This window comes from Sunxiuqinia rutila, from assembly GCF_050589705.1.
Lineage (GTDB): Bacteria > Bacteroidota > Bacteroidia > Bacteroidales > Prolixibacteraceae > Sunxiuqinia > Sunxiuqinia rutila.
In genome coordinates this window covers 265424-291592 of sequence record NZ_JBNGOT010000006.1, presented here as the reverse complement: position 1 = coordinate 291592, position 26169 = coordinate 265424, and the positions used below count along the sequence as shown (strand labels likewise).

Here is a 26169-nt window from a genome sequence, read left to right as displayed (position 1 = left end):
CGCATGAAGATTAATCAACGCATTGCCCAGTTATTATCGCTGCTGTTTCATCCGCTACTGATTCCGACCTATGGTTTTCTGTTGCTGATGAACTCCGACTTTTATTTTGCCATGCTTAGCTTTGAAGCGAAAAAACTACTCTTGCTGATTATCTTCATGAGTACCTTTTTGCTCCCTTTGATCAGCCTGGGCATCCTGTCGTTTAATAAACGATTCAACCTAAAAATGGATAAGAGTACCGACCGGGTGATTCCTCTTCTATTTACTGCGGTTTATTTTTACATGGGGTATTTTTACCTGGGTAAGCTACAGGTTTATCCCATCTACCGCATTTTCATGCTATCCACCATCCTCATTATCATTCTGCTTTTACTGATCTCCATGAAATGGAAAATCAGTGCCCATATGGCGGGCATAGGCGGACTGATTGGAGCCGTACTGGCTTTGTCTTTTCGCCTGGGAATGAACAGTTCTTTTCTTCTGATTGGATTGATCAGCATGGCCGGCCTGATCGGAAGTTCGCGCTTGCTACTCAACAAGCATAATCCGATTCAGATTTATGCCGGGTTCTTTCTGGGATTTGCAATTAACTACCTGGTGATTATTTTTCTATAACCATAATCCAGGCGTCTTTAAGGTCCTCTTCCTGACGAAGTACCTCCAACGCACTTTGCGCTAAATCGAAATCGTTGAATGATTGTAAAGCCAGGCGGTAATAGCCATCTTCATTGCGCATAATAACGGCCGATTTGTAGCCTTGTTGCTGGTACTTCTTATTCCAGCTTTCGGCAAATTCCTTGACCGTATAGGTATCGGCAATCAAAAAGTATTTATCGTCCAGGTTAACCCCCATATCCACTTCAGGAACGGGTTCCGGCTCGGGTTCAACCACTTCAGCCACCTGTACTGTATCCTGCGGTGCTACTTCAACCTGTAGCTCTTCTTTTTTCTCTTTGGTTTTACAGGCTACCAATACCACTAAAACTATTAATACGAATAGATTTTTTGATTTCATATCCAACGTGCTTTTAAACAAAGGTAAGGAAAGAAATAAAAAAATCCCTTATAAACTAAGGGATTAATGGCTATTCAACAAATTTATAACCAATACCTTTTAAGGTCTTAATATGATCATTACCGATCTTCTCGCGAAGCTTCCGAATATGCACATCGATGGTACGGTCACCAACCACCACATTATCACCCCACACCGAGTAATAAATCTCTTCGCGGGTAAATACTTTCCCGGGTTTGGAAACCAAAAGTGAGAGCAGTTCAAACTCTTTGCGGGGAAGAATCATTTCCACACCATTCGTGTTAATCAGGTAGCGTTCCTTGTCGATGACCAGGTTACCAATGGTAATGGTGGTTGAACTTTCAACAGTCTGCTCCGGAGCAATTCCGCCACCAGTGCGTTTCAGCAAAGCCTTTACCCGGCTAACCAGTACTTTCGGACGAATAGGCTTGGTGATGTAATCATCGGCTCCGGCCTCGAAACCGGCAATCTGCGAGTAATCTTCACCACGTGCTGTTAAAAAGGCGATAACCACATTGGGCAGGGTCGGGATTTTCCGGATTTCTTCGCAGGCGGCAATACCGTCCATTTCCGGCATCATCACATCCAGAATAATCAGATCAGGTGTTTTCTTCTCGGCCAGCTTAATGGCTTCTACACCATTTTGTGCCGTGTAAACCTTGTAGCCTTCTTTTTCGAGGTTGTAACTAATGAATTCCAGAATGTCGACCTCATCATCGACCAATAAAATTTTGTATTTCGTATCACTCATAGTTGGTAGCTTTAACCGCCGCTAAAGTAGACCTATAGCGTAAATAGATTGTTAATTATACTTTAAACTTGAAAACCAAGGGAAATTACTACTTTCATTTGGCTTTTTCAAGGGTGAAGGTAAAAGTTGTTCCTTCATCAACTGCAGACTTAACATTAATCGTTTGCTCGTGCGCTTCAATAATGTGTTTCACAATGGAAAGTCCCAAGCCGGTTCCTCCCTGCTCGCGCGAACGGGATTTGTCTGCCCGGTAGAACCGCTCAAAGATACGTGACAAATGTTTATTGTCAATTCCAAGGCCATTGTCCGCCACTTCAACCATCAAACTTTGCTTCAGGTCGTAAAAGGAGATTTTCACAAACCCTTTTCGCTTCCCGTACTTAATTCCATTCACCACCAGGTTGGTCATCACCTCCATAATCCGCTTCTTGTCAGCAAGTACTTTCACCGGTTTTTCAGGTCGGTTAAACTGCAGTTGAATCTTGCGTTCCGAAGCCATCATTTGCTCCATTTCCAGCACATCATCAACCAAACGCACCAAATCAAAAACTTCCAGTTTCAGTTTCAACTCTCCGGACTCCAGCTTGGTAATAGACTCCAGGTCTTCAACAATTGAAATCATCCGATCGATGCTTTTTTCAGTTCGCTTGAGGTATAGCTTGTTTACTTTCGGATCATCAATTCCGCCTTCAAGCAAGGTAAGAATATACCCCTGGATGTTGAAAATCGGGGTTTTCAGTTCGTGCGACACATTCCCGACAAAGTCTTTACGGTAGCGTTCGAGGTCTTTCAAACGGGTAATTTCGCGGGTTTGATTTTTGGCCCATTCTTCCACTTCAATCCGGGCACGGGAAACCAAATCAACCCGGTCATCCTGATTTTTGATTTTTTTCCCTTCGATGGGGATTTTTCGGATAATCTTATAAATCGGCTCAATGCGGTTGTCCACATATTCACGCATGATGTAAACAATCAGCGCATAAATGATCCCGAAATACAGAAGCGACAGTGCCAGAAAAACCCAGTGGGAAATGGTTAACACTGAGAAGGCAATGACAAAAACAACCGTTAAAACGGTTAAAACCAATCCCAAATAGAAAGCCAACTTTTGTGGCGAATAAGTCTTCATAAAATCAACTGTTTTGTGGCTAATTTATAATAAAATTTTGCTTGTATTCTCATTAATAGTAAATTGACGGTTCGTTAACATTTATTTAACGTCCCAGATGCAGTGGAAAAATTGTTAGCGTTATTTTTGCCTCCGTCAATCATACTAAAAAAAATGGAACAATTTTACCTTATTCTTGTTGTCGTACTTTTTGCCCTGGCAATATCTGATTTAATCGTCGGAGTAAGTAACGACGCGGTTAACTTTCTGAATTCTGCAATTGGATCAAAAGCCGCCCCCAAATGGATCATCTTTGCTGTTGCCAGTGTGGGAGTTTTGGTCGGCTCAACGTTTTCAAGCGGAATGATGGAAGTAGCCCGGAAAGGGATTTTTCATCCCGACATGTTTTTCTTCTCCGAAATCATGATCATTTTTATGGCCGTCATGATTACCGATGTGATTCTGCTGGATTTATTCAACACCCTGGGTCTACCCACCTCAACAACGGTATCGATTGTTTTCGAGCTTTTGGGAGCAGCCGTCGCCGTTTCGGTGGTAAAACTCAACCAGGCCGGACAATCCATCGCCGAACTACACAAGTACATCAACTCGGAAAAAGCCCTGGCGATCATCACAGGTATTTTGCTCTCCGTTTTTATTGCCTTCCTTGTCGGAGCAGTGGTTCAATACATTGCGCGGGTCATTTTCTCGTTCAAGCATCATAAAACACTCAAGTATTACGGGTCGCTCTTTGGTGGTGTGGCAATTGCAGCCATGACTTACTTCATGATCATTAAAGGAGCCAAAGGTGCTTCATTCATGTCGGAAACAACCGTTGATTACCTGAAAAACAACATCACCAATATTCTGCTGTACAGTTTCATTGGCTGGACAATTCTGTTACAACTGCTGTACTGGGTGTTCAAAATCGATATCCCGAAAGTCATTGTGCTGGTGGGTACTTTTGGTCTGGCTATGGCCTTTGCCGGGAACGACCTGGTTAACTTTATCGGCGTTCCGCTGGCCGGTTTCTCTTCGTTTAAAGCCTGGGCTGCCAGTGGTGGCATGTCGGCTGACTCATTCGAAATGGGGATGCTGAGTGGTGCCGTTCCTACACCAACCTATATGTTGGCCATTGCTGGTTTCATCATGATTATCACCCTGATTACCTCACGTAAAGCACGTTCGGTTGTCGCCACTTCGGTTGACCTTTCGCGGCAAAGTGAAGGCGAAGAGCGTTTTGCCTCATCGGCCTTTTCACGCGCCATGGTACGCAGCACCATGTCGATCAACAAAGCCCTTCGGAAGATTACTCCGAAGATCGTCATCGACAGTTTGGACAAGCGCTTTGAACCCAACACGGAAGAGTATTCCAAATACAAAGAAAAAGACCGCCCGGCTTTTGATAAGATCAGAGCATCAGTGAACCTGGTGGTTGCCGGTATTCTGATTTCCATCGGAACCTCATACAAATTGCCCTTATCCACCACCTACGTCACCTTTATGGTGGCTATGGGAACCTCGCTGGCCGACCGCGCCTGGGATCGTGAAAGTGCTGTTTACCGGATCTCCGGAGTTTTCACGGTTATTGGAGGCTGGTTTATGACGGCCTTGGTGGCCTTTACCGTTGCCTGCTTCATCGCCTGGATCATTTCAATCAGCGGCAATTTCATGATCTTTGTCTTCATCATTGTGGCCATGATCATGGTCGGACGCACTTACCTGCTCTTTAAAAAACGCGCCAAGGAAGAAGAGGAAGAAGAGGAAGAAGAGATTGAGTTATCAGACCGGATTATTGAAAAAACCAAAAAGCAAGTGTTCAACACCATCCTGAACGCCAACCAGGTTTATTCCATCAGTATTGACAGCTTTATCAAGGAAGACCGGACTCACCTGAAAGAATCACTGGATCTTAACAAGAAATTCCTGAAAAAGGTCAAGAAAGCGAAAGACAAGGTATTCCCAACCATCCAAACACTTCAGCAGGAATCCATGGAAAGCGGACATTGCTATGTTCAGATTGTGGATTACCAGCGCGAGGTTTCACACTCGTTGAAGTTCCTGGTTGAACCGTTGTACAAGCACCTGAGCAATAACCACAAGCCATTCATTGAAATTCAGCTGGAGGAAATGACAGAGCTGATCAACCAGGTAGACGAGTTCTTCAACTTGGCCCTGCACCTGGTGAAGGAAGATCAATACGAGAAGTTTGAGGAAGTTTTGGTGAAGAAAGAAACACTGACTGATATGCTGACTCAGCTGGAGAAAAAGCAAATCAAGCGGATCAAAGGCAAAGACGTGAGCACACGTAATTCGCTGCTGTTCTTCAACATCATTAAGGAGACCAAAAACCTGATTCTGCATTCGATCAACTTAATCAAATCGCAACGCGACTTTGTGGAATTGAGCAAACGATAGATACTACCACTATAAAAATAAAAGCCGGACAACAATTGTCCGGCTTTTTTTATGTCTTACTGCCAAGGATTTTTCCCCGGCAAAGTCCGTATCCTGAACAGGGATGTACGCCAAAAATCCGATCGCGCTTCAGCCCAAATTGAGGCTTAACTTTTACTGCTGAAATAACGGCGGAATAAGACCTTTTTCAGGTCGCGGAAGATAATCTGATGGGCAATTACCTCTACCTGGTTGTAACGCGGAAAATCGAGCTGTGTACGCGCAATATCACGATCCGAAATATCGACCTGATACAGGATCGACATCAGCAGGTCGGAGTTGCTGATCAGCAAGGAATCAATCTGCTCCACCAGCTGCTGGTGCAACTCATGGTAAGCCTCATCAATGTGCCCCGAAAAGTGAATTTCGACCCCAAACAGCCCGAAGTCCTTCATAATTTGGGCAATGGTATCGAGAATGATGTCTTCGCGGTTCAGAAAAACATCCACATTGGTATGGGTGATATTGGGCAGATTCATGGTTTCCGTTGTTTTAAGACACGAAAGGTAGGAATTTTCAAAGAAGAAAACCAAGTCCGGCCTGAACACGCCCGCTTGAAGAAGTGGGTGGTTCTGATCCTTCCATAGATTTTATCAAAAAGAACACATTCCTAAAGTGTGCAAAGTGAGATTTTAGGACCTGTTACATTTTCCTAAAAAATACGTTTGCATATTTTAGGAAAACTCCCATTCTCATAAAATGAATGTTTAGTCATTTTATCAATTAGTACACTTTCCTAAAATATAGGTCTCTTGATTTTAGGGAAATGTTGAAATTCATAAAAAATAGGCGTAAATTGAGCACAAGAACAGAGCAAATCTCACCATTATGTCCCTGAAATACACGCCCATTCTCCCGCAAATGGTTTACGCCGGACTGGCAGAAGACCTGAGCGCAAAAGCCCCGGTTCTTGCAGAAATGCTGCGCGAGAACCACCCCAGCGGCAACAGTTACATGGATTTGTTTGCCGAGCTGATTCGAAAGCATGGGAAAAAGCCGGCTAAAGGTTATGCCCGCTTGCTGGGAGCCGAGCCGCGCCAGTTCGATGGAGCGATCCGGTGCATGTCGGGCATCAGTTCGCACGAATGGATGAATGAATATTTGCGGCTGGTGGCTTGCGATTTGCTGGAACACACCCAACTCCCGTTTAAGCAGATTGGAAAAATCATGGGCTTTTCGTCGAGCAGTTTTACGCAATTCTTCCAGGCTTATCAGCACATGCAACCCTACCGCTTCCGCAGCCTCAAACAACAGAACCGGAACCGGGGCTATCATTTTCCTTAAAACGCACAAACGAAACCAATGTCAAACCAACACACTATAGAAAAAAGGATGCAAACCATCAAAGAGCTATTTGTTCGGCCCTTTCCACAAAACCTGCTCATTCGGAAACCCGTCTGGGGTGCCTTGCTGTTTTTGGCGGTACTGTTTGTGTTTATCGTCGCCTATCACCCGCTCCAGGTGCACGAAACAGCCTTACTCAGCTTTCAACTGACAGTGCTGGCCTATTGCGCCCTTATTGCCATGGCCGAGCTTTTGGTGGCCAGTGCGATTGCGCGAACCAATGGCTTTTCGCCCAAAGGCAACTGGACGGTTAGCTCCGAACTTCTTGCTGTGACGCTTCTCCTTTTGGGCATTGGGATTTCCACGTATTTTGCCGGCTTTGTCATGGAACCCGCCAGCTCGCGATGGAACTGGCCAACCTTTTTCGACTCCTTTTCCCGTGCCGTTTTAGTTGGGTTGGTTCCGGTGCTCCTGCCCTCCTTGTTCAACATTCGCTATGCCTTTGCCCAGGAAACCTTTCAAAGCTATGAACTTCGGGATCAGGCAAACGACAGCCAAGAGACGCTGATCCAAATTGAGTCGAAGGCCAAGAAGGAGCATCTGGAATTTTACCCCCACGAATTTCTGTTTGCCGAGTCTCAAGGGAACTACGTCGTTTTTCACCTGATTAAGCCGGATGGCCCCGTCGCTGTCAGCATTCGGAACTCCATCAGCGACATTGAAACGCAGCTTGCAGCCATCCCCCATTTTATGCGAACACACCGCGCTTTCATTGTCAATCTCAAGCAAATTACCTCCCGCACAGGGAATGCGTTGGGCTATCGCCTATCGCTGGCCAATTGCACCGACCTTATTCCGGTTTCGCGGCAAAATGCCCGCCAGTTTGAGCAAGCCATGCTGTAAAATAATTACCACTCCCCATCCCAAAAAGCTTGCGTTTCCGAGCATTTATTAAAGTGACTTTGTCATCTGTCCCAATTCAGAGCTATCGGTCACAATAACTTGCAGAGCAGGCGTTCTCCAGCTTTTCTTTGTGTAAAAATCCAAAATCTCACAGTCATGAAAAGCTTTATCAAATACGTCCTAACGAGCCTTTTGCTATTCGTCGCCATGACCCTTTTTGCTCAAAGCACATCCACAATCTCCGGAAGCATTCTCGAAGCCGAAAGCCATCAGCCCATCCCTTTTGCAACCCTTCGGTTGATGAATGTTTCCGGCAGTACACCGCAATTGCTGGCAGGAACCATTAGCAATGAGCAAGGCACTTTTGCCATCAGCCAGGTGCCCAATGGCAACTACCAGCTACTGGTCAGTTCCGTGGGCTACGGAAAGGCCCGTAAAACCTTTGAAATAGCCAGTCCCTCAACAATTGAGGCCGGGCCCATTTACCTTCGGGATTCCTTACTGTTTATTGCCGAAACGGTGGTGGTAGCCGACCGCATTCAAGGTAAATCAGCCACAGATAAAACCATTTACTTCGTGAACAACAAAATGCTGTCGGCGACGGGAAATGCGCCCGAACTGTTGAGACAGCTTCCCGGAGTACGGGTTGACCTCAAGCAAAACATTTCGATTAACGGACAATCAAACATCCTCCTTTTTGTGGATGGCAAAGAGCGCGACAAAAGCTATCTCAGCCAACTTAACCCGTCGAGTATCGATAAGATTGAGGTGCAGGATACGCCTCCTTCCAACTACGAGGGAAATGTGTCAGGCGTGATCAATATCGTTCTGAAAAAAGAGCAGCTTCGTGGTTTTAGCGGACGGCTGTTTTCTGAAATTCCCCTTTCGTCCAAGGTGGTATACCTGTTTCCGACTTACCAACTCAACTACAGCCACAACAAAATCAACCTATACACCTCGTACAATGGCGAGATTAATTCCGAAGATATTGATGAGAAAATTAACCGCCAGATTATTGGCAACGATGCCCTTACCGAGCTGTCCTCCGTTCAGCATGTGCGACAGAAAAACCGGTCGCACAAATTTCATTATGGGCTGGATTACCACCTCAGCCCCAAGGATGTTTTCAACCTTTACGGCTTTATTAATCCCTACTCTTATGAGCAAGATGGCCATGTTGTCTCGCAAGCAAGCGGAAGTGCGGATTGGGAAGCTCAGAAAGAAGAAAGCGACAAGAACCTCAATCAGCTGAATTCTCTTTACTACAAACGCTTGTTTCACGCCGAAGGACGAGCCCTGATGATGGATCTGAGCCACGCCCATAGCCGTTCGGAAAATACGGTAAGCTACCGAACTGATACTGGTCGCCAGACCAATGCCGAAACCCCCAGGCAATCAAGCTTTGTGCTGAAGGTTGATTTTACCAACCCGCTCAAGCAGCACCTCCAATGGGATACCGGCATTAAGCTAAAAACCCGTACAATGCACGACAAAACATCGGATCGTTTTTCGTACCAGGAGCACGTTTATGCTTTGTACAGCACGCTAAGCTACCAACGGCCCAAGTTTGATGTAAAACTCGGTCTACGGGCCGAAAATGCAGAAACAAAGCTCAACGACGATCAGCACCGGTCATCCTTTTCCTTGCTGCCCTATATGGCCAGCCATTACCCCCTAAACCAGCACAGCAACCTTTATGTATCGTACCGCCGTTCGGTCAATCGCCCATCGGTTTATTCGCTTAATCCCTCAGTTTATCAAGACGATCCGTACACCATCCGTAAAGGCAATCCACGGCTAGAGCCGGAGTTCCGCAGCCAGGTGCAGTTTAAGTATACCAGGCGTTTCAATAGTAACTACCTCTCGGCTCAGTTGTTTTACGAAACACAATCCAACGCCATCAACCAGCTGACCTACTTAGACGACACGAGTTTATTCGTCAAACAGGTAGAAAACCTTGGCGACATTCACCAATATGGCCTGCAACTAAGTGGGGCACTCCAATTTGGGATCGTCTCCATCAATCCATCCTTTCGTTTGTATCGGCTAAGCACTTCCGGAAACAGTACGGCAAAACAATTCGGGATCACCAACAAAGACGAGCTGGTGCTTGAATCAAGCCTTTCCTCCATTCTATCCCTTAAAAAGGACTTTGCCTTGTCAGCGATTTTTCAATGTGCTACGGCCCGCGAAAACATTCAGGACAACGCTTTTTATGAGCCACTTTACTTCATCTCGCTGGACAAAACATTTCATAAAAAGCTGAAAATAGGGATCGTCAGTCCCTTGCCTTTTGCCAAATCCTTTGTTTACCAAGGCTCCGAAATTCAGGCTTCCAGATTCACCAGCAAGTATACCGGCAACCTAACGTTACCCACCATTCCGTTGATGTTCCGAGTCAGCTATCAGTTTAAGAGCGGCAAAAACAGGCATAACTTAAACCGTGAAAAAGAGGCCGTTGATACGCGCCCCAAGCAAGGATTCTGAAGCATTTGACAAACTAATTGTGGGGATAGCAGAAACCCAAAAGTCCGGATAAAGCCCCATATTAAGCCGTCCCCATATCTTCTAAAAAGCCAGCTTCAGAAATAAGATGGGCATGAGTGGCATGGCATCGGTATAAATCTTAAAGGTTCCCAGCTCCTCGCTAATTTTCACATTGGTGAGGTAGCCCCGAATAACATTTCGGGTATCGAGCAGGTTGAGCACCGACAAGCCCGTTTCGCCACGCACCAGTCTCCAGTTGAACCGGTAGGTGACCGCCGCATCCAGACGCTTGTAGTGAACCGGTTTCCCGGCTTGTTTTTGAAGAATATACAGGCCCGAACCATACACGTAGTTGGCCGACAAATAGAATTGGTTTAAGTTGTACAAACCGGCCAGTTTCAATTCATGCCGCTGGTCGTGCGGAGCCGCTTGGTAGGCGCCCAAAGCATCCGGTTCATAGGCCAGGCGCTCGCGGGTTTCGCTTAGCGTATAAGCTCCCCAAATGGCGTGTTTGCCGAAATCCTTTTTCAGGTAAACATCAAGTCCGTAGGCTTTGGAATCGCCCCGGTACAGGTAGTAATCTTCCCTTGGGTTAGTGCCAACAAGCCGGCTCTCCTGCCGGTAGCGCGACAAATTATCGGTGGTTTTGTAATAAGCTTCCACGCTCATGGTAAAGTCCGGCTTCGAAAAGTTAATCCCCGAACTCCCGTGCATGGCATGCAGAATCCCGGAATGCTCATCGCCCGTGGTCCACAGATAGGTATAGTTGTCATCGCGGTCAACATAGGCCGTTTTGTAAATAAACTGGTTGTAAATTCCCCACGAACCGTTGATTTTAAGGCTTTCACTGAGTTGATAGGTCAGGTTCATCCGCGGCTCCATTAAAAGCTTATTTTTCATTTTATTGAGCCGCAACCCGGTTCGTAGAGTCAGCCGTCCCATCAAGGGTAAGTTATCTTGTACAAACAGAAAAAAGCGTTGATTCTTAAAGTTTACATGCGAGTCGGCAAGCTGAGGATCCTCATACAAGTTGCTGTTTTCAACAAACCCTTCGTTGGCAAAAAAACCACCGCCAAACTCCAGCTGGTGGGCTCCTGCAATGGTCACGCTGTTTTCCAACCGAACAGCACTTTCGCGGGCTTCATTCTCAATCTCAATCCAGTCGCGGTTATATATTTCACCATCGTCCAGGTTATCGGCTTCAATTAAATCAAGAATACTTTGGCGAAAGCTGGAATGCGCCAAAACCAAACGCGAGCGATTTCCATTGGCCCAGTCCCGGCTGTAATACAGGGAAGTACCCAGTTGCCGGTTCTCTTCCTGGCTCGAAAATAAAACCTCCAGCGAAGTCTCTTGCTCCTCATCCTCTTCTTCATCGTAATGGGTTTCTACCAGGCGGTTGGCCGTACTCAAGCTAAAATCGTCCCCGCCATAATACGCGCTTACGCCCAGTTGGTCATTCGCACTGATGTTCGCGGTATATTTCACATTGAAGTCGCGAAACTGGTACCGGTCGGGAAACACGCTGACACTGGCAATTTCTCCTTCCTCATAGGTTCGTCCGGCATTATCTTGCTTCCCGTGAATCTTCAGTCCAAACAGGTTGAAATCATTGTGACTATACGGATTGTAATAGGTTTGGCGATAGGCCACAATAAGCGACGAATGGTCGCCAACAGGTAGTTCGGCCATGCCATTCAAGGTCATCGGGTTAATGTTAAACTGAAAGCCCGGCTTTTGAGGGTTTCCGGTCTTCCCCTGAATATTGACCAAACCTCCAACCCGGTTGCCATAACGCGCTTCGTAGCCTCCCTTATACACTTCAATGTTTTTAACCAGAAATGGATTGATCAGGCTGATGTTGGTGTTGAACTCCTTCAAGCCAAACAGGGTGAAGTCATCAAATGAGATTTGGCTTTGTCCTTCATAGCTTCCCCAAATGTACAAATCCACGGTTTGCTCATTCGAAGCCTGAATGCCAGGCATCAGCTTCAGCAGGTTAAAAACGGCGTTGTCGCCCTGCCCCGCCAGAAACCGGGAGATGCTGTGATTCAACTTCATGTTGCCCGACTTTTCGCCAACAATGGCGGCCTTTTCAACCACGTTGTTTTCTACTCTGACTTCCGGTAAATGCTTAAACGAAGGAATCAGCTCAATACGCTGGTTAATGCCCGGTTTCAGCAGGGTATCCAACACATAATAGCCCAAATGCGAAACCTTCAACCGCACCAGACTGTCTCCGCTGGTGGTGTAGTTAAACGAGCCGTTAACATCGGCAAAGAGTTGCTTCTGATTGATGGTTAGTGCTGAAAAAGGCAAAGGTTCCCCGGTTTTGGCTTCCACAATTTGCCCGGAAACCGGTCGCCTTTCCGGCGGCTCGCTAGCTTTTGACCGATCGGAAAGAATGATAAACACCTGCCGCGACTTTTTCAGTCGTAAAGGCAAGCCTTCCAGAAGTCCGCGCAAAGCGTCTTCCTGGTTCGGATAACTTTCGGAAAGAGAAATCGTGTAAGTGGCCAGTTCGCTGGCATTGTAGGAAAGCAAAAAGCCATACCGATCACGCAGCTGGACCAAAACCTCGGTCAGCGGCTGGTTATCTGCCTCAATAACGATGGGTTGGTTTTGCGCCCACACGGCAAGGCTCGAAATCAAAAAAAGGCTTCCGATTATTAAAATACGTTTCATTCATTCGCCTGCGTAATGAAATACAAGGTAGGTGATTTTCTGCTGTATTTCAAACCAACGGCAGGACACACATACTCCAGTATGTTTTCAACGTCCTCTTCTTTTGTGAAATTGCCGGTATACAGAATCTTCTCTTGAATGGTTGACTGGATGGTCACTTTATACTGGCGTTCTATTTCTTCAAACACTTCCTGAATGGGGGTTTTGGTAAACACAAAAACATGCTCGCGCCAAGATATTTCGGGGTAGGTTTCAATATTTTCGCGGACTTCTATTTTACCATCAGGCTGAACAACAGCCTGGCTTCCCGGCAGTAAAACAACCTTTTGCCTTTGCTTGCTACGTACCCCAACACTCCCACTCAAACAGGTGACCCGGTAGTTGCTGCCCCGCGCCAGGATATTGAAGCTGGTGCCCAATACCGTTGTCCTACCCTGCAACGAGCGAACAACAAAGCTCCGGCCTTTTTGAACCTCAAAGAAAGCTTCCCCATTGAGGGTTACAATGCGTTTAAACGACCACCAATAAGGATAGTACCTCAGGCTGGAACCGGCATTCAGCTCCACGCTTGAGCCATCGGGCAAATCCACCAATTGATGTGTTCCGGCCGAAACATCCACGCTAACGGCATAAAACCGAAGCAAGCTTCCCAAGCCAACGATGAGCAACAAGCTGGCGGCTACAGCCACCCAACGTCGGCTCAAACGAAACGACCGGCCAGCAGCTTTACGGTCAAGTTGCCTGTTCAGCTCGGCCAGTACTTCAGCCTCACTCTTTTTCCAGCGGAAAGTTCCTCCGGCAAAAAAAGCCTGGCTCTGCCTGTCAATCGCTTTGAGTTTGATATGTTCCTTATCGTCTTTCACGGTTCAATGTTTCAATCTGCGGAAAAAACAACTATTCAGAATCAGCAAAACAATATTGGTCAATTGATCTTTCAACTGCTGCTTGAGGTGTTCCAGTGCCTGACTCATCCGCTTTTCAATGGCTTTAACGCTCAAGCCCAGCTGTTCAGCAATTTCCCGGTACTTCAGTTCATCAACGCGATTCATCAGAAATACCACCCGTTGTTTTTCCGGCATACTTTTTAAAGCTTCTTCATAGGCCTTCTTCAATTCCTCGTAATTCAGCTGATCTTCCGGTGTAGGAGCATGTTCCCGGGGCACAAACGTATTGAAGAAGTTGAAAGCCAGTTTTTCCTTGTGGTACTTTGTAATGTAGCGGTCTGACGCTATTTTCAGCAGCAAACCTTTCACCGTCTCCAGCCTGATCTCTTCCCGCTTTTCCCAAAGCCGCAGAAAAGTGTCCTGCGCAATATCGGTGGCTACCTCCTCATTGCCTGAGCGGTAAAACACGTATCGCCTGACTTCTTCAAAATACGTGTGGAATAAAAAATTGAAATCTTCTCTGGTCAATGGCTGCATATTTTCACATCACAACCAAAGATAAATGAAAATACCTTGCCTCCTCACGCCAACCAATTTTTTCAGACCAACGGATTAGAACGCTGTTTATAATTTATCCTGACGAAGGGCCGGAAACCCTACCCTATTCAAAAACATACTTCAAGCCAAAAGAAACAATGTTGGCTTTCAGTCCATCGCTGCGGTCGTAATGACTAAAGCGCAGGTTGACATTCTTCAGGCCCAGATTAAACAGTTTGGGCTTCGAAAAAATGTTGGTGTAGCTCAGCCCAATTCCATACTGGTTACTTTGAAAGTCGGCTAAATCGTAGTCCGAGGTGTAATACTGCTCGGTAGAAACATGCGTTTCGAACGGGGCAAAATAGCTTGCCGCTGTTTGCTCATAGTACCGGTAAGTAGGTGTTAGCGTGAAGCTGGGCGACAAACTGACGGGCAATTCCACACTTCCGGTATGCGCCGTAATTCCCCAATCATCGGTGTAATAGCGGTAATAGGTTCGTAGCTTGAAGGTTTGGCTCAGGTAGTAATTGATGCGGGCACCAAAGGGTATTTTCAGGCGGGTGTCAGGCAGGCGCTCCACCTCATCGGCCAGGCGAAAAACACCGGTATTTTCACGGCTGGTGTAAACCGGAATATCACTGGCATTGCCGATGTAATAATTGGGTCGATCGGCAAAATAGATGCGGTGATAAGGCGTGGACAACAGTCCTTTCTGGTAAATCAGATCAACAAAGAAAGAGGCCTGCAAACGCCGGCTGAAAATTTGTGATAGGCCCAGCGAGGCCGAATACGAATTGCGCTTTTTAGAATCCCATTCGGAGAACAGGTTAGGCAAATAGGCCGTTGTTGGGTTGCCTTGTTCGTTCAGCACCGTCATCCCTTCAAAATAGCCCGAGTTCAGAAAATTACTCCCGTACTGGCTGTACTCGTGCAGCTCTGTGGGGTAAATGGGTTTCCAGGCATCCAGGTAAACCTGTGTTTTTAAGCTCAGCTCCGTGTTTTTCTCCGCAAAAAGCCGGGCGACACTACCGCCAAATCCCAGCGAATGGTAATCGTATTCTTTCGACACAGAACCATGCAAGCCTAAAATCCAGTTACGATCGTCGGAGCTGTGACTGTAAGCCAGGCTGACACTGGCCAGCACGTCGGATTTTGAAGCGCCGGACGAAGCCAGCCAGGGTGTGCCAACCGCGGCTCCGGATGTCCCCGGCCGAAAGTCATCTTCATCATCCCCCTCGTAATCATCTTCATCTTCTTCGTCATCTCCTCCGCGGCCTGAAGCTCCGGTACTGTTGAACGGATTGATGTTACTGGAAGAGGCTGAGGTGTAAGCCGACAAGCCGGCATCAATCGTCAAGACATCGTTGTCATTTAAGGGAAGCGTAATCACGATTGTTGGCGTCACATCATCCAGCGACTCATCGCCAATGCCTCCCCCAACAGCCGAATGATCGCCATCCTGCTGGTAGTAACTCATCAAAAGTTCAATTTCCGGTGTTTCCAGCACCCGTTTTTGATACGCATTGGGACTGGTCGATTGCGCCTTCCCAAAATGAACGAGAAGCATCAAGGTCAATAAAAACAGTATTCTTTTCATAATCGATTAATTACATCCACATCCTCCACCTGTTTTTCCGCCATTGGCTCCTGCTGCGGCTTCGCGATACACCTGAAAATTCAACTCAAACCGCTGATCGCTGGCAGCACTCAGCTTCATATTCGGGTCGTTGATGTACACTTTCTCGTATTCCTTTACTGCCACGCATGAGCTCAAAGCCAACATCGCCAAACCAATCAGCAACACGTGCTTCAGGTTATTTCTGCCGCGCTGCAATCTCCATTTCCTGTTCATTCTTCTTGATATTTTTTGAATAGTACACTTTCCCCTGATCATCCACCAGGATGCATTCAATACCGGCCAGCTGGTTAACCAGGTTGATTCCAGCCTCAATCCCCATCACAAAAACCGAAGTAGCCAAGGCATCGGCCAATTCAGCCTTGGGCGCAAAAATGCTGACACTCACCAGACCGGATGCCGGATACCCCGTTCGGGGATCAATGATGTGCGCATAACGCTTGCCCTTGAGTAGCACGAACTTTTCGTAATCGCCCGAGGTGACCACGGCACTGTTCTCAATTGGAAACCAGGCAAAAACCCGGTTCTTATTCATCGGATTGGTGATTCCCACCAGCCAGGGAGTGCCATCCGGCCTTTGCCCCCAGCAGTTGAGATCGCCCGAAGCATTGATCATACCGGCCACCACGCCTTTTTCCATCAACAGCGCCTTGGCCCGATCGGCTGAATAGCCTTTCCCAATGGCGCCGAAGCCAATTTTCATGCCCGGCAACTTCAAAAAAACGGTTTGCTCAGCCCGGTTAAGCACAATGTTTTCGTAGCCCACCTTAGCCACAGACTGCCGGATGATTTCTTCCTCCGGCATTTCCTGCAGGCTTCCATCGAACGTCCAGATTCGATCCATGGCCGCATACGAAATGTCGAAGGCCCCATCCGTAATCTTCGAGATTTGCAGGGCCCGTTCAATCAGTTGAAACAGCTCGGGATCGACTTTCACCGGGGCAATGCCAGCATTCCTATTCACTTCGGACGTTTGGGAAGCTACATCCCAGGAAGAGATGCTTTTTTCAATGCGGCTGATCTCGGCCACCGCCAGATCAATATAGCGGTCACCTTCGGCCTGGTTGGCGGCCACCACTGAGATTTCGTAGCGCGATCCCATCAGTTTCAGCGTACGCATAACCGTTTCCGCAGCAAACATGTTGAAGGAAAGACTTACCAGAATTAAAGCTGAAATGAATCGTACCATCGCTTATTTTTCTAGTTCAACCAAGTGTTTGATGTACTCCGACGGAGAGACATTTTTATAGCCGGTCTGGCCAAGCACCTCTCCTTGGTGATCCAACACCAGCACCAGCGGGAAAAAGCCATTCGGATTGTACTTTTCAGCCAACTGCTCGTTGTAGGCTTGTTGTTCGTTGCTCAGCCTGTTTTTCTTTTGTTTCAGAAAATCGGCCCGCAGCAACACAAAATGATCTTCCGAGAAGGTTTTAAACTCGTCGGAACTCCAAATAAACTTCTCCAGTTTCATACATGGAATACACCAGTCGGAACCGGAAAAAACCAATAAAATGTTCTGCTTTGTTGCTACGGCTTCTGATTTAGCCACATCCAGGTTGGCTAACCATTCCTTGGCCAGAACGGAGGGGATAAGTGCTGCCCAAAGTAAGATGAGCATTCCAATTTTTTTAGTCATAGTACCAAATTTTAAGATGAAGACTTTCCGGCGAAAGCCCGATTTCTAAGCTGTTCTTTCATTGTATCCTGAGCAAAGAGCCTATACCCTACTTTTTTTCGTAAAAAAATGAGGGTGACCTTGAAAACCTCTCTAAAATCAGCACAGTCGGAGCCCTTTGGATTTTTTGTAACTTAGAAATCCGAATGAAGGCAAGAACATCAACCAAGATTTACAGAACATGAAAGCCAAGTCTACCATCAAACTACCACTGCTAGAAACCGAAAAAGCCGCACTCAAAGCGCATAAAGTACGCTTGGGTGAACTTCTTAATTTTGCCGTGGATGAGCTGGAAGTTTTACTGGACGCCAGCCCCGAACGTGCCCGGGAAATTCATGCTTTGGCCGAGTTTCAGAGCATCCCTTGGGTTGGCCCCAGGTTTGCCGAAGACTTGGTTTTCCTGGGCTACTACGCCATCGATGAGCTGAAGGGCCTGGATGGCGCCCGATTGACCGATGCCTACGAGCTTCAAAAAGGCTTCTGGACCGATCCCTGCGTGGAAGATCAGTTTCGCCTGGTGGTGCACTATGCCACTACTCACGACGCAACCAAAAAGTGGTGGGACTTTACCAACGAACGCAAAGCTTACCGCCTGGAGCACGGTTATCCTGCCAACCGCCCCGCCACCCCCTGGCACGAGGTTTTGCCAATCCAGTCAAGGAAGAAGAGCAAATGATGCTTGGATTGCTGGATTTGAAGAACCAAGATTCTGAAACAAGTTCAGAATGACGCTTTGCTTGGGGCGGTTCGCTTGGCCTACGAGTCTTTTAAGCTAGAAAACAAGGGAAGGATACAGCGTTGGCACTCGCTAAGAAAACCCTGTTTGACGCCCAAAGGGAGGAGTTGGTTTTCGGGGAGTGACTAATCCGACGTTTTCTCTCAAAAGACTCGTCAGCCTTGATCTTTTCGTTCTTTTGAATCAAGTCAAAAGGACAAGTTTGTTTGGAATTGAAAACCCCGCTCTTAACCGCAAAGGCCCCCGCTACCGCACGATTGTATCGTGTGGTATTTCCTGCTAAGCTTGACCACGCGATATAACCGCAAAGGCGCGAAGAAAGCGCAAAGCAAGGATGCAAGCCTGCGAAAGCAGCGATCACAAAAAACAAACCCACCAGTGAAAACCGGCGGGTTTATTTTCATCGAAAATGAGGATATTTCACCTTATTAGTTCGGACTTAAGGCTTCTTCTTTCGGATTTCGGCGGGCTAACATATTCGCGTAGTAATTTCGTCCGGCGTTGATTAAATCCAGGGCCTCTTCAAACAACGGACTGCCCAGGGCCTTAGCCATGGCCAACACGTAATTGCAGAAATCCCGATAGGTTTGAAAGGTTTCCCGGCGGATGGTCTTCATATCGTAATCTTCCGTTTGGGCTTCGGTTTGAATACGCTGACCAAACAACACTTTAAAAGCTTCATTGTCGGCCCTTAAACGCTCAACATAGCGCTCCATGTTTAGGGTACTCACATGCGCCGCAGCCGTTGGTTCTTCTAAATCGCTGATCAATTTGTCAATGGCAATCGTTTCGGCTTCGTAATTCAGGTTGGGCAAATTTTTAAAGTTTTTGAAAATCAGGTTCAGGCTACGGCTGGCAGCCACTTCCTCCGGGTCGTCCGAAAGCGCATAAAGGGCCAAACATCGCCGACAGGCCTGGTTCGACTTATCCCGTTTGGTATCGGCATTGGCAATATTCAGGGTTATTTCACTCGCCCTGATCTGTGCCATGGCCTTCTCGAACAAATCACTATGATCACTTAACTTACTCATGTAGTTGTTAAATGGCTCATCGGTCATCAGAGCCTGATCAATCGTTCCCAAATCGGCTAATTGCCGGTTAACTAATTGGCCTGCTTCCAGGTTCGAAAGCGCTGAAACGCGCAAAGACTCAAGAAAATGTTTCATCGTTAGGTCGTTTTATGTTTATAATTAACTACAAGTTAGGACCTTCTGATGAAATAAAAAACATTTCTACTGATAAATTGCCATTTTAAAGCTGCCTTTTCGATTGAAAATCAAGCGAAATACCCGATACAAGCTACGGCTTGGGTGCCTTGCCATTTTTTGACTCCGGCTGAGCCTCAGCTAAGCCCAAACCAATTAAAAACACCCTGGCTGAGCCTCAGCTGAGCAGAACTGAAACAAAAACAAGCTGGCTGAGCCTCAGCTAAGCAAAACCGGAACAAAAACAGCCCGGCTGAGCCTCAGCTGAACAGAACTCAATCAAAAACAAGCCAGCTGAGCCTCGGCTGAGCAGAACTGAACCTCAGGCAACTTTTCTGAGCCTCAGCCAGCACCCCAAAAAATGAAAATCGATCAAAAACTTTTGAAAAAGTAAGCTTATGATCAGTTTGTTTGCTAAATTGGCTTTTGCTGAGGTTGAACCAGGTTGTGAAGCGCTACTTACTCGCCTTAAGCAGCCGAGGCAATTACACGCAGTAGCAAAAACTGCAAACGTAATACACGATATACCGAATCATTAATAAACACCTCATACACCAATGAAAGACTTCTCATTTTACCTGGTATCGGTACTCATCCTTCTCAGTTCTTGTTCAAAAAAAGAACCCGTTCTAAAAATTGGTCTGGTTGCTGACCCTCAGTATGCGAATAAACCAACTGCAGGAAAAAGGTATTATAGGGAATCCTTATGGAAACTGGAAGAAGCCATTGACACCTTTAATTATCACAAGGTTGACTTTGTTCAAAACCTTGGAGATATTATAGATACAGAATGGGAAAGTTTTGATTCCATTTTATCTGTCTACGATAAACTTACCCCTGGTATTGAAAACTACCATCTTCTGGGAAATCATGATTTTGATATTGATTCAACTCATTTGAACGGTTTACTTGAAAGGTTATCAATGCCAAACTATTATTACTCCTATTCAAAAGAAGGTTACAGATTTATCGTGCTGGACGCTACTGATTATTCGTACTATTCAAATTTGCTGCATCATCACGATATCAATCAAATAGATTCCTATTTGGATAAAACCCAAGGAAAATCAAATAATCACCGTTGGAACAGTGCAATCGGAAAAGACCAGCAAAGCTGGCTTAAACAGGAATTGGATGCTGCAAAATCATTGAATCAACAGGTGATTCTCTTTTCGCATTTGCCACTAAAGCCGGAGGATGATCCGCATAACCTATGGAATGATGATGAAATTATCAACCTCATCGAGAAGAGTTCGAATGTTGTAGCCTATATTAATGGACACAATCATGCCGGAGGCTATGAATTCAAAAATGGGATACACTACATTACGATATCCGGAATGGTAGACACCAGGGTTAGCTCTTATGCAATACTTGAAATTCACCAAGACAGTATCGTATTACGAGGCTATGGAAATCAAAAAACGATACATTTGAATAAGGAGTAACTGTCTTTGATTAGTCGAATAGACGCCTGCTAGCATACAGAGGGGCCTTTCCGCAATCTTCCCCAATACTGCGCGACCATCCATTAACTCGTTGGCAGATTCTGAAACAAGTTCAGAATGACGCTCCGTTTAGGAGGGCGTTTGGCCTGCGAGCCTTGATCATTTTTGATTCCTTTTTGGCATCAAGGCAAAAAAGGAATTGGGGTTCAGGGGCAACGCCCCATTTACAATGGAAAATGTACGCCTGAGAATTCTCCTGAAACACAACATTTCCCCAACAAAAAATCCGGCCTTTAAAGACCGGATTCCTGTATTTTGATTCTCTTTTATAGCCTGTTAAAATACGGCTTCCACAATTTTGCGGGCATTGTCCGACACGCCATAGGTGTATAGGTGTAAGCTGGGCACTTTGTTGGCCACCAGGTCTTTCGACTGGAGAATGGCCCATTCGGTTCCTACAATCTTGGCATCGTCGTTGTTTTTGCATTTGGCCAGCTCGGTCGCCAGTTCCTGCGGTAAATCAATGCTGAAAATTTTGGGCAGCACGGTCAGCTGATTCTTCAGGTTAATGGGTTTAATACCCGGAATGATAGGCACGGTGATTCCGGCTTCGCGGCATTTATCCACAAAATTGTAGTACACCTGGTTGTCAAAAAACATCTGCGTTACGATGTAGTCGGCCCCGGCATCCACTTTTTGCTTCAAATAAGCCATATCGGTATCGAAATTGGGCGCTTCGAAGTGCTTCTCGGGGTAACCCGCCACCCCAATGCAAAAATCGAGTGGAGCGTTGTTTTTCAGGTCAGGCTCCAGATACTTGCCTTCACGCAAATTCACGATCTGCTCCACCAGCTCGTTGGCATTGGCATGCCCATCGGGGTTGGGGCGGAACATGTTGTCGGTTTTCAGGCCATCGCCACGCAAGGCCAGCACATTGCTGATTCCCATAAAATTCAGGTCAATCAGCACGTGTTCGGTTTCGCTTTTCGAAAAACCACCACACAAAATGTGGGGTACCACCGGAATGCCGTATTTGTGCTGAATAGCGGCTGCAATGGCAACCGTTCCGGGACGTTTGCGAACCGTGCGTTTTTCAATGCTTCCATCGTTTAACTCCTTAAACACCATCTCGTCGCGATGGGTGGTAATGTTGATGTACTTGGGGTTGTAATCCACTAAGCTTTCGATGGTCCGGTAAATATTACTGGCATCATTCCCTTTCAAAGGGGGAAGCAATTCAAATGAAAAAACCGTTTGATCGCTCTGCTTGATGATGTCTATCACTTTCATAGTCGGGTCGTGCATTTCGAGCTGTGAGTCATACTTTCACTTACTCTGATTATTTAAAAATGTTTTCTATTTTCTTCTGCGCTCTTTGGGCTTCGCGTTCCAGTTCCTTTTCAATCGAATTGTTGAAATGAAAAACCATATCCAATACAAACATAAGAGCCATTCCTAACACAAAGGCAATAAGAACTTTTGTTGCCGAATTCTTCATGATCTATCTGTTTTTTGATCCTTTTTATAACCGTCTCCCTGAATTCATTTCAGGGACTGTCCTTTCTATTTTAGAGATCCTGAAACGAGCTCAGGATGACGAACTGTTGGTATTTTAAATTCCTTTATAGTTCAGGTTAACGGGTAAAAACTGCTCCACCACATCCACCGGAACGCCTTTACGATTGGCGTAATCTTCCACCTGGTCCTTGCCAATTTTCTCCAGGCTGAAGTAGCGGGATTCGGGATGGGCAAAAAACTGTCCGCACACCGCTGCTGTTGGGTACATGGCATAGTGTTCCGACAAGGTGATGCCGATCTTCTCGGCTCCAAGGATGTTGAACAGGTTCTCCTTTTCGTGGTGCTCCGGACAAGCCGGGTAGCCCATGGCCGGACGGATTCCCTGGTATTTCACCTTCAGAATATCGTCCCACGAAAGCTTCTCATCCGGGGCGTATGCCCAATATTCCTGACGCACTTTTTCGTGCAGCAGCTCGGCAAAGGCCTCTGCCAGCCGATCGGCCAGTGCTTCCAGCATAATGGCCTTGTAATCGTCGTGATCGGCCTTGTATTCAGCCATCCACTTTTCAATGCCAATACCCGCCGTTACGGCAAAAGCGCCACAGTAGTCGGTTTGATCAATTTCCTTGGGAGCTACAAAATCCGACAAGCAGAAATTAGGCGAGCCTTCGCGCTTCTTCTCCTGCTGACGCAGGTGGTAAAAACGGCCCAGTTCCTTGCTGCGCGCTTCATCTTCAAACAACACAATGTCGTCGCCCTCGGTATGCGCCGGCCAAATGGCGTAAATACCATTCGCCTGAAGCATCTTTTTCTCAATGATTTCATCGAGCATGATTTGGGCATCTTCATACACCTTGCGGGCTTGTTCGCCCTGGCGTTCGTCTTCCAGAATTTCCGGGAACCGGCCACGCAACTCCCACACAAAGAAGAAGAAGTTCCAGTCGATGTACTTGCGCAGTTCTTCAATCGGGAAGTCGATCAGCTCGAAAACCCCGGTTTGTCTGGGTTTGTAAATTTCATTTTTACTCCAGTCAATCCGGAATTTATTGGCACGGGCTTGCTCCAAAGTCAGGTATTCCTTTTTCTTCTTCTGCCCGTGGAACTCGCGAATTTTAGCATATTCATCTTTTACCGACTGAATATACTCCTGGTTGTTTGCCAACAGGTTGGCCACCACATTCACCGTGCGGCTGGCATCTTTTACATGCACCACCGGATGCGAATAATGGGGTTCTATTTTAACCGCGGTATGGATTTTAGACGTAGTTGCCCCGCCGATCAACAATGGCAGGTGGAAGTTCTGACGTTCCATTTCAACGGCCACGCTGGCCATAATTTCCAGCGAAGGGGTAATCAAACCACTCAGGCCAATAATGTCAACCTGCTCCTTTTTGGCCACTTCCAATATTTTTTCTGTGGGCACCATCACGCCCAAGTCAATCACTTCGTAATTGTTACAGCCCAGCACTACGCCAACAATGTTTTTACCAATATCGTGCACGTCGCCCTTTACGGTAGCCATCAGCACCTTTTTTTGGTTACTCTGCTGGTTCTTAAACTTCGCCTTGTCGGCCTCAATGTAAGGCAGCAGGAAAGCCACCGCCTTTTTCATTACCCGGGCCGATTTGATCACCTGGGGCAGGAACATCTTTCCGGAGCCAAACAGGTCACCCACCACATTCATTCCATCCATCAGCGGACCTTCAATAATGTTTAACGTGGGCTGATAGTGCGGCAAGGCCTCGGCCAAATCAATCTCCACATAGTCAGGCAATCCTTTCACCAAAGCATGCTCCAGTCGTTTTTCAAGCGGCAACTCACGCCATGCATCTTTCCGCACAGCCTTGGCCGGATCTTCCTTCAGGTTTTGTGCAAAATCCAGCAAACGCTCTGTTGCATCGGGGCGACGGTTCATCACCAAATCTTCAATATATTCGAGCAAATCCTTCGGAATTTCATCGTAAATCTGTAGCATTCCCGGATTCACAATTCCCATGTCCAGCCCGGCTTTAATGGCATGAAACAGGAAGACCGAGTGAATGGCTTCGCGCACCAGGTTGTTTCCACGGAAAGAGAACGACACGTTGCTCACCCCACCACTCGTTTTGGCATGCGGCAGGTTTTCCTTAATCCAGCGAATGGCATTAATGAAGTCCACCGCGTAATTGTTGTGCTCTTCCATCCCTGTCCCAATGGTCAGAATATTGGGGTCGAAAATGATATCTTCGGGTGGAAAGTTGATTTTCTCAGTCAACAGTTTATAAGCCCGTTCACATATTTCAATGCGCCGTTGGTAGTTGTCGGCCTGGCCTTTTTCATCAAAAGCCATGACCACCACCGCAGCACCATAACGTTTAATCTTTTGCGCCTGCTCCAGGAATTGCTCCTCCCCTTCCTTCATGCTGATGGAGTTCACAATGGCCTTGCCCTGCAGACATTTCAGTCCGGCTTCAATCACTTCCCATTTCGAGGAGTCGACCATCACCGGCAACTTGGCAATATCAGGTTCGGCCATCAACAGGTTCAGGAACCGCACCATTTCCTTTTTAGCATCCAGCATGGCATCATCCAGGTTCACATCAATCACCTGGGCACCGTCTTCCACCTGGTCGCGGGCAACAGCCAGCGCTTCTTCGTATTTTTCTTCCCGAATCAGGCGGGCAAACTTGCGTGATCCCGACACATTACACCGTTCGCCAACATTTACAAAGTTGGTTTCGGGCGTGATGGTCACCGGCTCCAGTCCGCTGAATCGAGTTAATTCGTCATTCTTTTGTTTGATGTGCGGTTGAGCAGCCGCAGCTACTCCGGCAAATTTGCGGATATGGTCAGGTGTTGTTCCGCAGCACCCTCCAATGATGTTGACAAAATGGTTGTCCAGGAAATCCTTCACCTGGGTGGCCATTTCCTCCGGAGTTTCGTCGTACTCCCCAAACTGGTTCGGCAAACCGGCGTTGGGGTAGGCACTGATGAAGAAAGGGGCTTTTTTCGCCAGCTCTTCCAGGTACGGGCGCATATCTTTGGCTCCCAGCGAGCAGTTCAAACCAATACTCAGCAAATCGATGTGGCGCATGGAGTTCAAAAATGCCTCCACGGTTTGCCCCGATAAGGTTCGTCCACTGGCGTCGGTAATCGTTCCGGAAACCATCACCGGCAAGCGTTGACCGCGTTTCTCCAGCTCTTCTTCAATGGCAAAAAGGGCAGCCTTGGCATTCAGGGTATCGAAGATGGTTTCCACCAGCAACAGGTCCACGCCACCATCCAGCAGGCCTTCCAGCTGCTCCCGGTAGGCCTCTTTGATGCCATCAAACGACTCGGCCCGGTAGCCCGGGTCATTCACATCGGGCGACAGCGAAAGGGTCTTATTCGTTGGTCCCAATGCACCGGCAACATAACGCGGTTTCGACGGGTCCTTTAGCGTATATTCATCGGCCACCTCGCGCGCCAGTTCGGCCGAGGCCTTGTTCATGGCATACACCCATTTTTCGGTGTGGTAATCAGCCTGTGAAATCCGGTTCGCATTGAAGGTATTGGTTTCAATAATATCAGAACCCGCCTCCAGAAAGTCGGCATGGATGCCCCGAATAATATCCGGACGTGTAAGCGACAGAAAATCATTGTTTCCAAACAAATCATTCGTCATGGCCGCCATCTCCTCGTTGCGGAAATCATCCTCTGTCAGCTTGTGTTTCTGAATCATGGTTCCCATGGCTCCATCCAACACCAGCACCCTGCTTTTTAACTCCTCGCGTATGTCGTTTTTTGTTATCATCCTCGTCTATTTTCGTGTCGGCTCATTGCCAATGTTCCCGACACTTT

At 47.0% G+C, this 26169-nt stretch carries 22 protein-coding genes; 7 read left to right on the top strand and 15 right to left on the bottom strand.

The features are described from left to right. Positions 1–3: 3 nt before the first annotated feature. On the top strand, positions 4–615 hold the full coding sequence (locus tag ACRD6K_RS09915) for a phosphatase PAP2 family protein (protein WP_430973120.1): 612 nt from the start codon (positions 4–6) through the stop codon (positions 613–615). On the opposite strand, the gene ACRD6K_RS09910 is transcribed toward ACRD6K_RS09915, so the two are convergent. The 3 genes from ACRD6K_RS09910 to ACRD6K_RS09900 all read right to left on the bottom strand — a co-directional run bounded on the left by ACRD6K_RS09910 (position 602) and on the right by ACRD6K_RS09900 (position 2916). Further along, a complete protein-coding gene (locus tag ACRD6K_RS09910) occupies positions 602–1015 on the bottom strand; it encodes an SPOR domain-containing protein (RefSeq protein ID WP_299578411.1) in 414 nt (137 codons plus the stop codon). The genes ACRD6K_RS09915 and ACRD6K_RS09910 overlap by 14 nt on opposite strands. A gap of 70 nt (positions 1016–1085) precedes the next feature. Further along, complete coding sequence (locus ACRD6K_RS09905; RefSeq protein WP_299578412.1) at positions 1086–1787, bottom strand: response regulator transcription factor; 702 nt, start codon at positions 1785–1787, stop codon at positions 1086–1088. Positions 1788–1881: 94 nt separating this feature from the next. Further along, the gene (locus ACRD6K_RS09900; RefSeq protein ID WP_299578413.1) at positions 1882–2916 is read right to left on the bottom strand and encodes a sensor histidine kinase; all 1035 of its coding nucleotides are present in this window, start codon (positions 2914–2916) and stop codon (positions 1882–1884) included. Between the two features lie 153 nt (positions 2917–3069). Between ACRD6K_RS09900 and ACRD6K_RS09895 the strand changes: the two genes are divergently transcribed. Further along, positions 3070–5313, top strand: coding sequence for an inorganic phosphate transporter (locus ACRD6K_RS09895; protein ID WP_299578414.1), 2244 nt, complete (start codon positions 3070–3072; stop codon positions 5311–5313). Positions 5314–5459: 146 nt separating this feature from the next. Here the strand turns inward: ACRD6K_RS09895 and ACRD6K_RS09890 are convergent, their stop codons facing one another. Beyond that, positions 5460–5831, bottom strand: coding sequence for a hypothetical protein (locus tag ACRD6K_RS09890; RefSeq protein ID WP_299578415.1), 372 nt, complete (start codon positions 5829–5831; stop codon positions 5460–5462). A gap of 349 nt (positions 5832–6180) precedes the next feature. Here ACRD6K_RS09890 and ACRD6K_RS09885 point away from each other — a divergent pair, with 349 nt between their 5' ends. From ACRD6K_RS09885 to ACRD6K_RS09875, 3 genes are all read left to right on the top strand, one after another. Then, entirely contained in the window at positions 6181–6636 is a 456-nt protein-coding gene (locus ACRD6K_RS09885) for a helix-turn-helix domain-containing protein (RefSeq protein ID WP_430973119.1), read from the top strand. 48 nt (positions 6637–6684) lie between these two features. After that, on the top strand, positions 6685–7539 hold the full coding sequence (locus ACRD6K_RS09880) for a LytR/AlgR family response regulator transcription factor (RefSeq protein WP_430973118.1): 855 nt from the start codon (positions 6685–6687) through the stop codon (positions 7537–7539). A gap of 156 nt (positions 7540–7695) precedes the next feature. After that, the gene (locus ACRD6K_RS09875) at positions 7696–10026 is read left to right on the top strand and encodes a TonB-dependent receptor (protein WP_430973117.1); all 2331 of its coding nucleotides are present in this window, start codon (positions 7696–7698) and stop codon (positions 10024–10026) included. Positions 10027–10107: 81 nt separating this feature from the next. Here ACRD6K_RS09875 and ACRD6K_RS09870 read toward each other — a convergent pair whose 3' ends face one another. The 7 genes from ACRD6K_RS09870 to ACRD6K_RS09840 all read right to left on the bottom strand — a co-directional run bounded on the left by ACRD6K_RS09870 (position 10108) and on the right by ACRD6K_RS09840 (position 17404). Continuing rightward, complete coding sequence (locus ACRD6K_RS09870) at positions 10108–12711, bottom strand: TonB-dependent receptor (protein WP_430973116.1); 2604 nt, start codon at positions 12709–12711, stop codon at positions 10108–10110. After that, complete coding sequence (locus ACRD6K_RS09865; protein WP_430973115.1) at positions 12708–13574, bottom strand: FecR family protein; 867 nt, start codon at positions 13572–13574, stop codon at positions 12708–12710. The genes ACRD6K_RS09870 and ACRD6K_RS09865 overlap by 4 nt, the downstream gene beginning before the upstream one ends. 3 nt (positions 13575–13577) lie before the next feature. After that, on the bottom strand, positions 13578–14123 hold the full coding sequence (locus ACRD6K_RS09860) for an RNA polymerase sigma factor (protein WP_430973114.1): 546 nt from the start codon (positions 14121–14123) through the stop codon (positions 13578–13580). A gap of 133 nt (positions 14124–14256) precedes the next feature. Then, on the bottom strand, positions 14257–15729 hold the full coding sequence (locus ACRD6K_RS09855; protein ID WP_430973113.1) for a DUF3570 domain-containing protein: 1473 nt from the start codon (positions 15727–15729) through the stop codon (positions 14257–14259). A 6-nt stretch (positions 15730–15735) separates the two neighbouring features. Then, positions 15736–15984 (bottom strand): DUF4266 domain-containing protein, encoded by a 249-nt coding sequence (locus ACRD6K_RS09850; RefSeq protein ID WP_430973112.1) that lies wholly within the window; start codon positions 15982–15984, stop codon positions 15736–15738. Next, on the bottom strand, positions 15947–16957 hold the full coding sequence (locus tag ACRD6K_RS09845; RefSeq protein ID WP_430973111.1) for an FAD:protein FMN transferase: 1011 nt from the start codon (positions 16955–16957) through the stop codon (positions 15947–15949). The genes ACRD6K_RS09850 and ACRD6K_RS09845 overlap by 38 nt, the downstream gene beginning before the upstream one ends. Positions 16958–16960: 3 nt before the next feature. Beyond that, complete coding sequence (locus ACRD6K_RS09840; RefSeq protein ID WP_430973110.1) at positions 16961–17404, bottom strand: thioredoxin family protein; 444 nt, start codon at positions 17402–17404, stop codon at positions 16961–16963. Positions 17405–17624: 220 nt separating this feature from the next. On the opposite strand from ACRD6K_RS09840, the gene ACRD6K_RS09835 reads away from it, so the two are divergent. Beyond that, positions 17625–18119, top strand: coding sequence for a helix-hairpin-helix domain-containing protein (locus ACRD6K_RS09835; protein ID WP_430973109.1), 495 nt, complete (start codon positions 17625–17627; stop codon positions 18117–18119). Positions 18120–18607: 488 nt separating this feature from the next. Here ACRD6K_RS09835 and ACRD6K_RS09830 read toward each other — a convergent pair whose 3' ends face one another. Continuing rightward, positions 18608–19345, bottom strand: coding sequence for a DUF6261 family protein (locus tag ACRD6K_RS09830; protein ID WP_430973108.1), 738 nt, complete (start codon positions 19343–19345; stop codon positions 18608–18610). Positions 19346–19941: 596 nt separating this feature from the next. Here ACRD6K_RS09830 and ACRD6K_RS09825 point away from each other — a divergent pair. Further along, positions 19942–20832, top strand: a complete 891-nt coding sequence (locus tag ACRD6K_RS09825; RefSeq protein WP_430973107.1) for a metallophosphoesterase — start codon at positions 19942–19944, stop codon at positions 20830–20832. A gap of 336 nt (positions 20833–21168) precedes the next feature. Here ACRD6K_RS09825 and metF read toward each other — a convergent pair whose 3' ends face one another. From metF to metH, 3 genes are all read right to left on the bottom strand, one after another. Next, on the bottom strand, positions 21169–22122 hold the full coding sequence (gene metF / locus ACRD6K_RS09820) for a methylenetetrahydrofolate reductase [NAD(P)H] (protein WP_430973106.1): 954 nt from the start codon (positions 22120–22122) through the stop codon (positions 21169–21171). 49 nt (positions 22123–22171) lie between these two features. Further along, on the bottom strand, positions 22172–22330 hold the full coding sequence (locus ACRD6K_RS09815) for a hypothetical protein (protein ID WP_299578431.1): 159 nt from the start codon (positions 22328–22330) through the stop codon (positions 22172–22174). Between the two features lie 114 nt (positions 22331–22444). Further along, complete coding sequence (gene metH / locus ACRD6K_RS09810) at positions 22445–26122, bottom strand: methionine synthase (RefSeq protein ID WP_430973105.1); 3678 nt, start codon at positions 26120–26122, stop codon at positions 22445–22447. Positions 26123–26169 lie beyond the last annotated feature (47 nt).

Excerpts from the sequence above, each read along its gene's own strand:
- ACRD6K_RS09915 (WP_430973120.1), top strand. The coding sequence starts at position 4 with ATGAAGATTAATCAACGCATTGCCCAGTTATTATCGCTGCTGTTTCAT.
- ACRD6K_RS09910 (WP_299578411.1), bottom strand. The coding sequence starts at position 1,015 with ATGAAATCAAAAAATCTATTCGTATTAATAGTTTTAGTGGTATTGGTA.
- ACRD6K_RS09905 (WP_299578412.1), bottom strand. The coding sequence starts at position 1,787 with ATGAGTGATACGAAATACAAAATTTTATTGGTCGATGATGAGGTCGAC.
- ACRD6K_RS09900 (WP_299578413.1), bottom strand. The coding sequence starts at position 2,916 with ATGAAGACTTATTCGCCACAAAAGTTGGCTTTCTATTTGGGATTGGTT.
- ACRD6K_RS09895 (WP_299578414.1), top strand. The coding sequence starts at position 3,070 with ATGGAACAATTTTACCTTATTCTTGTTGTCGTACTTTTTGCCCTGGCA.
- ACRD6K_RS09890 (WP_299578415.1), bottom strand. The coding sequence starts at position 5,831 with ATGAATCTGCCCAATATCACCCATACCAATGTGGATGTTTTTCTGAAC.
- ACRD6K_RS09885 (WP_430973119.1), top strand. The coding sequence starts at position 6,181 with ATGTCCCTGAAATACACGCCCATTCTCCCGCAAATGGTTTACGCCGGA.
- ACRD6K_RS09880 (WP_430973118.1), top strand. The coding sequence starts at position 6,685 with ATGCAAACCATCAAAGAGCTATTTGTTCGGCCCTTTCCACAAAACCTG.
- ACRD6K_RS09875 (WP_430973117.1), top strand. The coding sequence starts at position 7,696 with ATGAAAAGCTTTATCAAATACGTCCTAACGAGCCTTTTGCTATTCGTC.
- ACRD6K_RS09870 (WP_430973116.1), bottom strand. The coding sequence starts at position 12,711 with ATGAAACGTATTTTAATAATCGGAAGCCTTTTTTTGATTTCGAGCCTT.
- ACRD6K_RS09855 (WP_430973113.1), bottom strand. The coding sequence starts at position 15,729 with ATGAAAAGAATACTGTTTTTATTGACCTTGATGCTTCTCGTTCATTTT.
- ACRD6K_RS09850 (WP_430973112.1), bottom strand. The coding sequence starts at position 15,984 with ATGAACAGGAAATGGAGATTGCAGCGCGGCAGAAATAACCTGAAGCAC.
- ACRD6K_RS09845 (WP_430973111.1), bottom strand. The coding sequence starts at position 16,957 with ATGGTACGATTCATTTCAGCTTTAATTCTGGTAAGTCTTTCCTTCAAC.
- ACRD6K_RS09840 (WP_430973110.1), bottom strand. The coding sequence starts at position 17,404 with ATGACTAAAAAAATTGGAATGCTCATCTTACTTTGGGCAGCACTTATC.
- ACRD6K_RS09835 (WP_430973109.1), top strand. The coding sequence starts at position 17,625 with ATGAAAGCCAAGTCTACCATCAAACTACCACTGCTAGAAACCGAAAAA.
- ACRD6K_RS09830 (WP_430973108.1), bottom strand. The coding sequence starts at position 19,345 with ATGAAACATTTTCTTGAGTCTTTGCGCGTTTCAGCGCTTTCGAACCTG.
- ACRD6K_RS09825 (WP_430973107.1), top strand. The coding sequence starts at position 19,942 with ATGAAAGACTTCTCATTTTACCTGGTATCGGTACTCATCCTTCTCAGT.
- metF (WP_430973106.1), bottom strand. The coding sequence starts at position 22,122 with ATGAAAGTGATAGACATCATCAAGCAGAGCGATCAAACGGTTTTTTCA.
- ACRD6K_RS09815 (WP_299578431.1), bottom strand. The coding sequence starts at position 22,330 with ATGAAGAATTCGGCAACAAAAGTTCTTATTGCCTTTGTGTTAGGAATG.
- metH (WP_430973105.1), bottom strand. The coding sequence starts at position 26,122 with ATGATAACAAAAAACGACATACGCGAGGAGTTAAAAAGCAGGGTGCTG.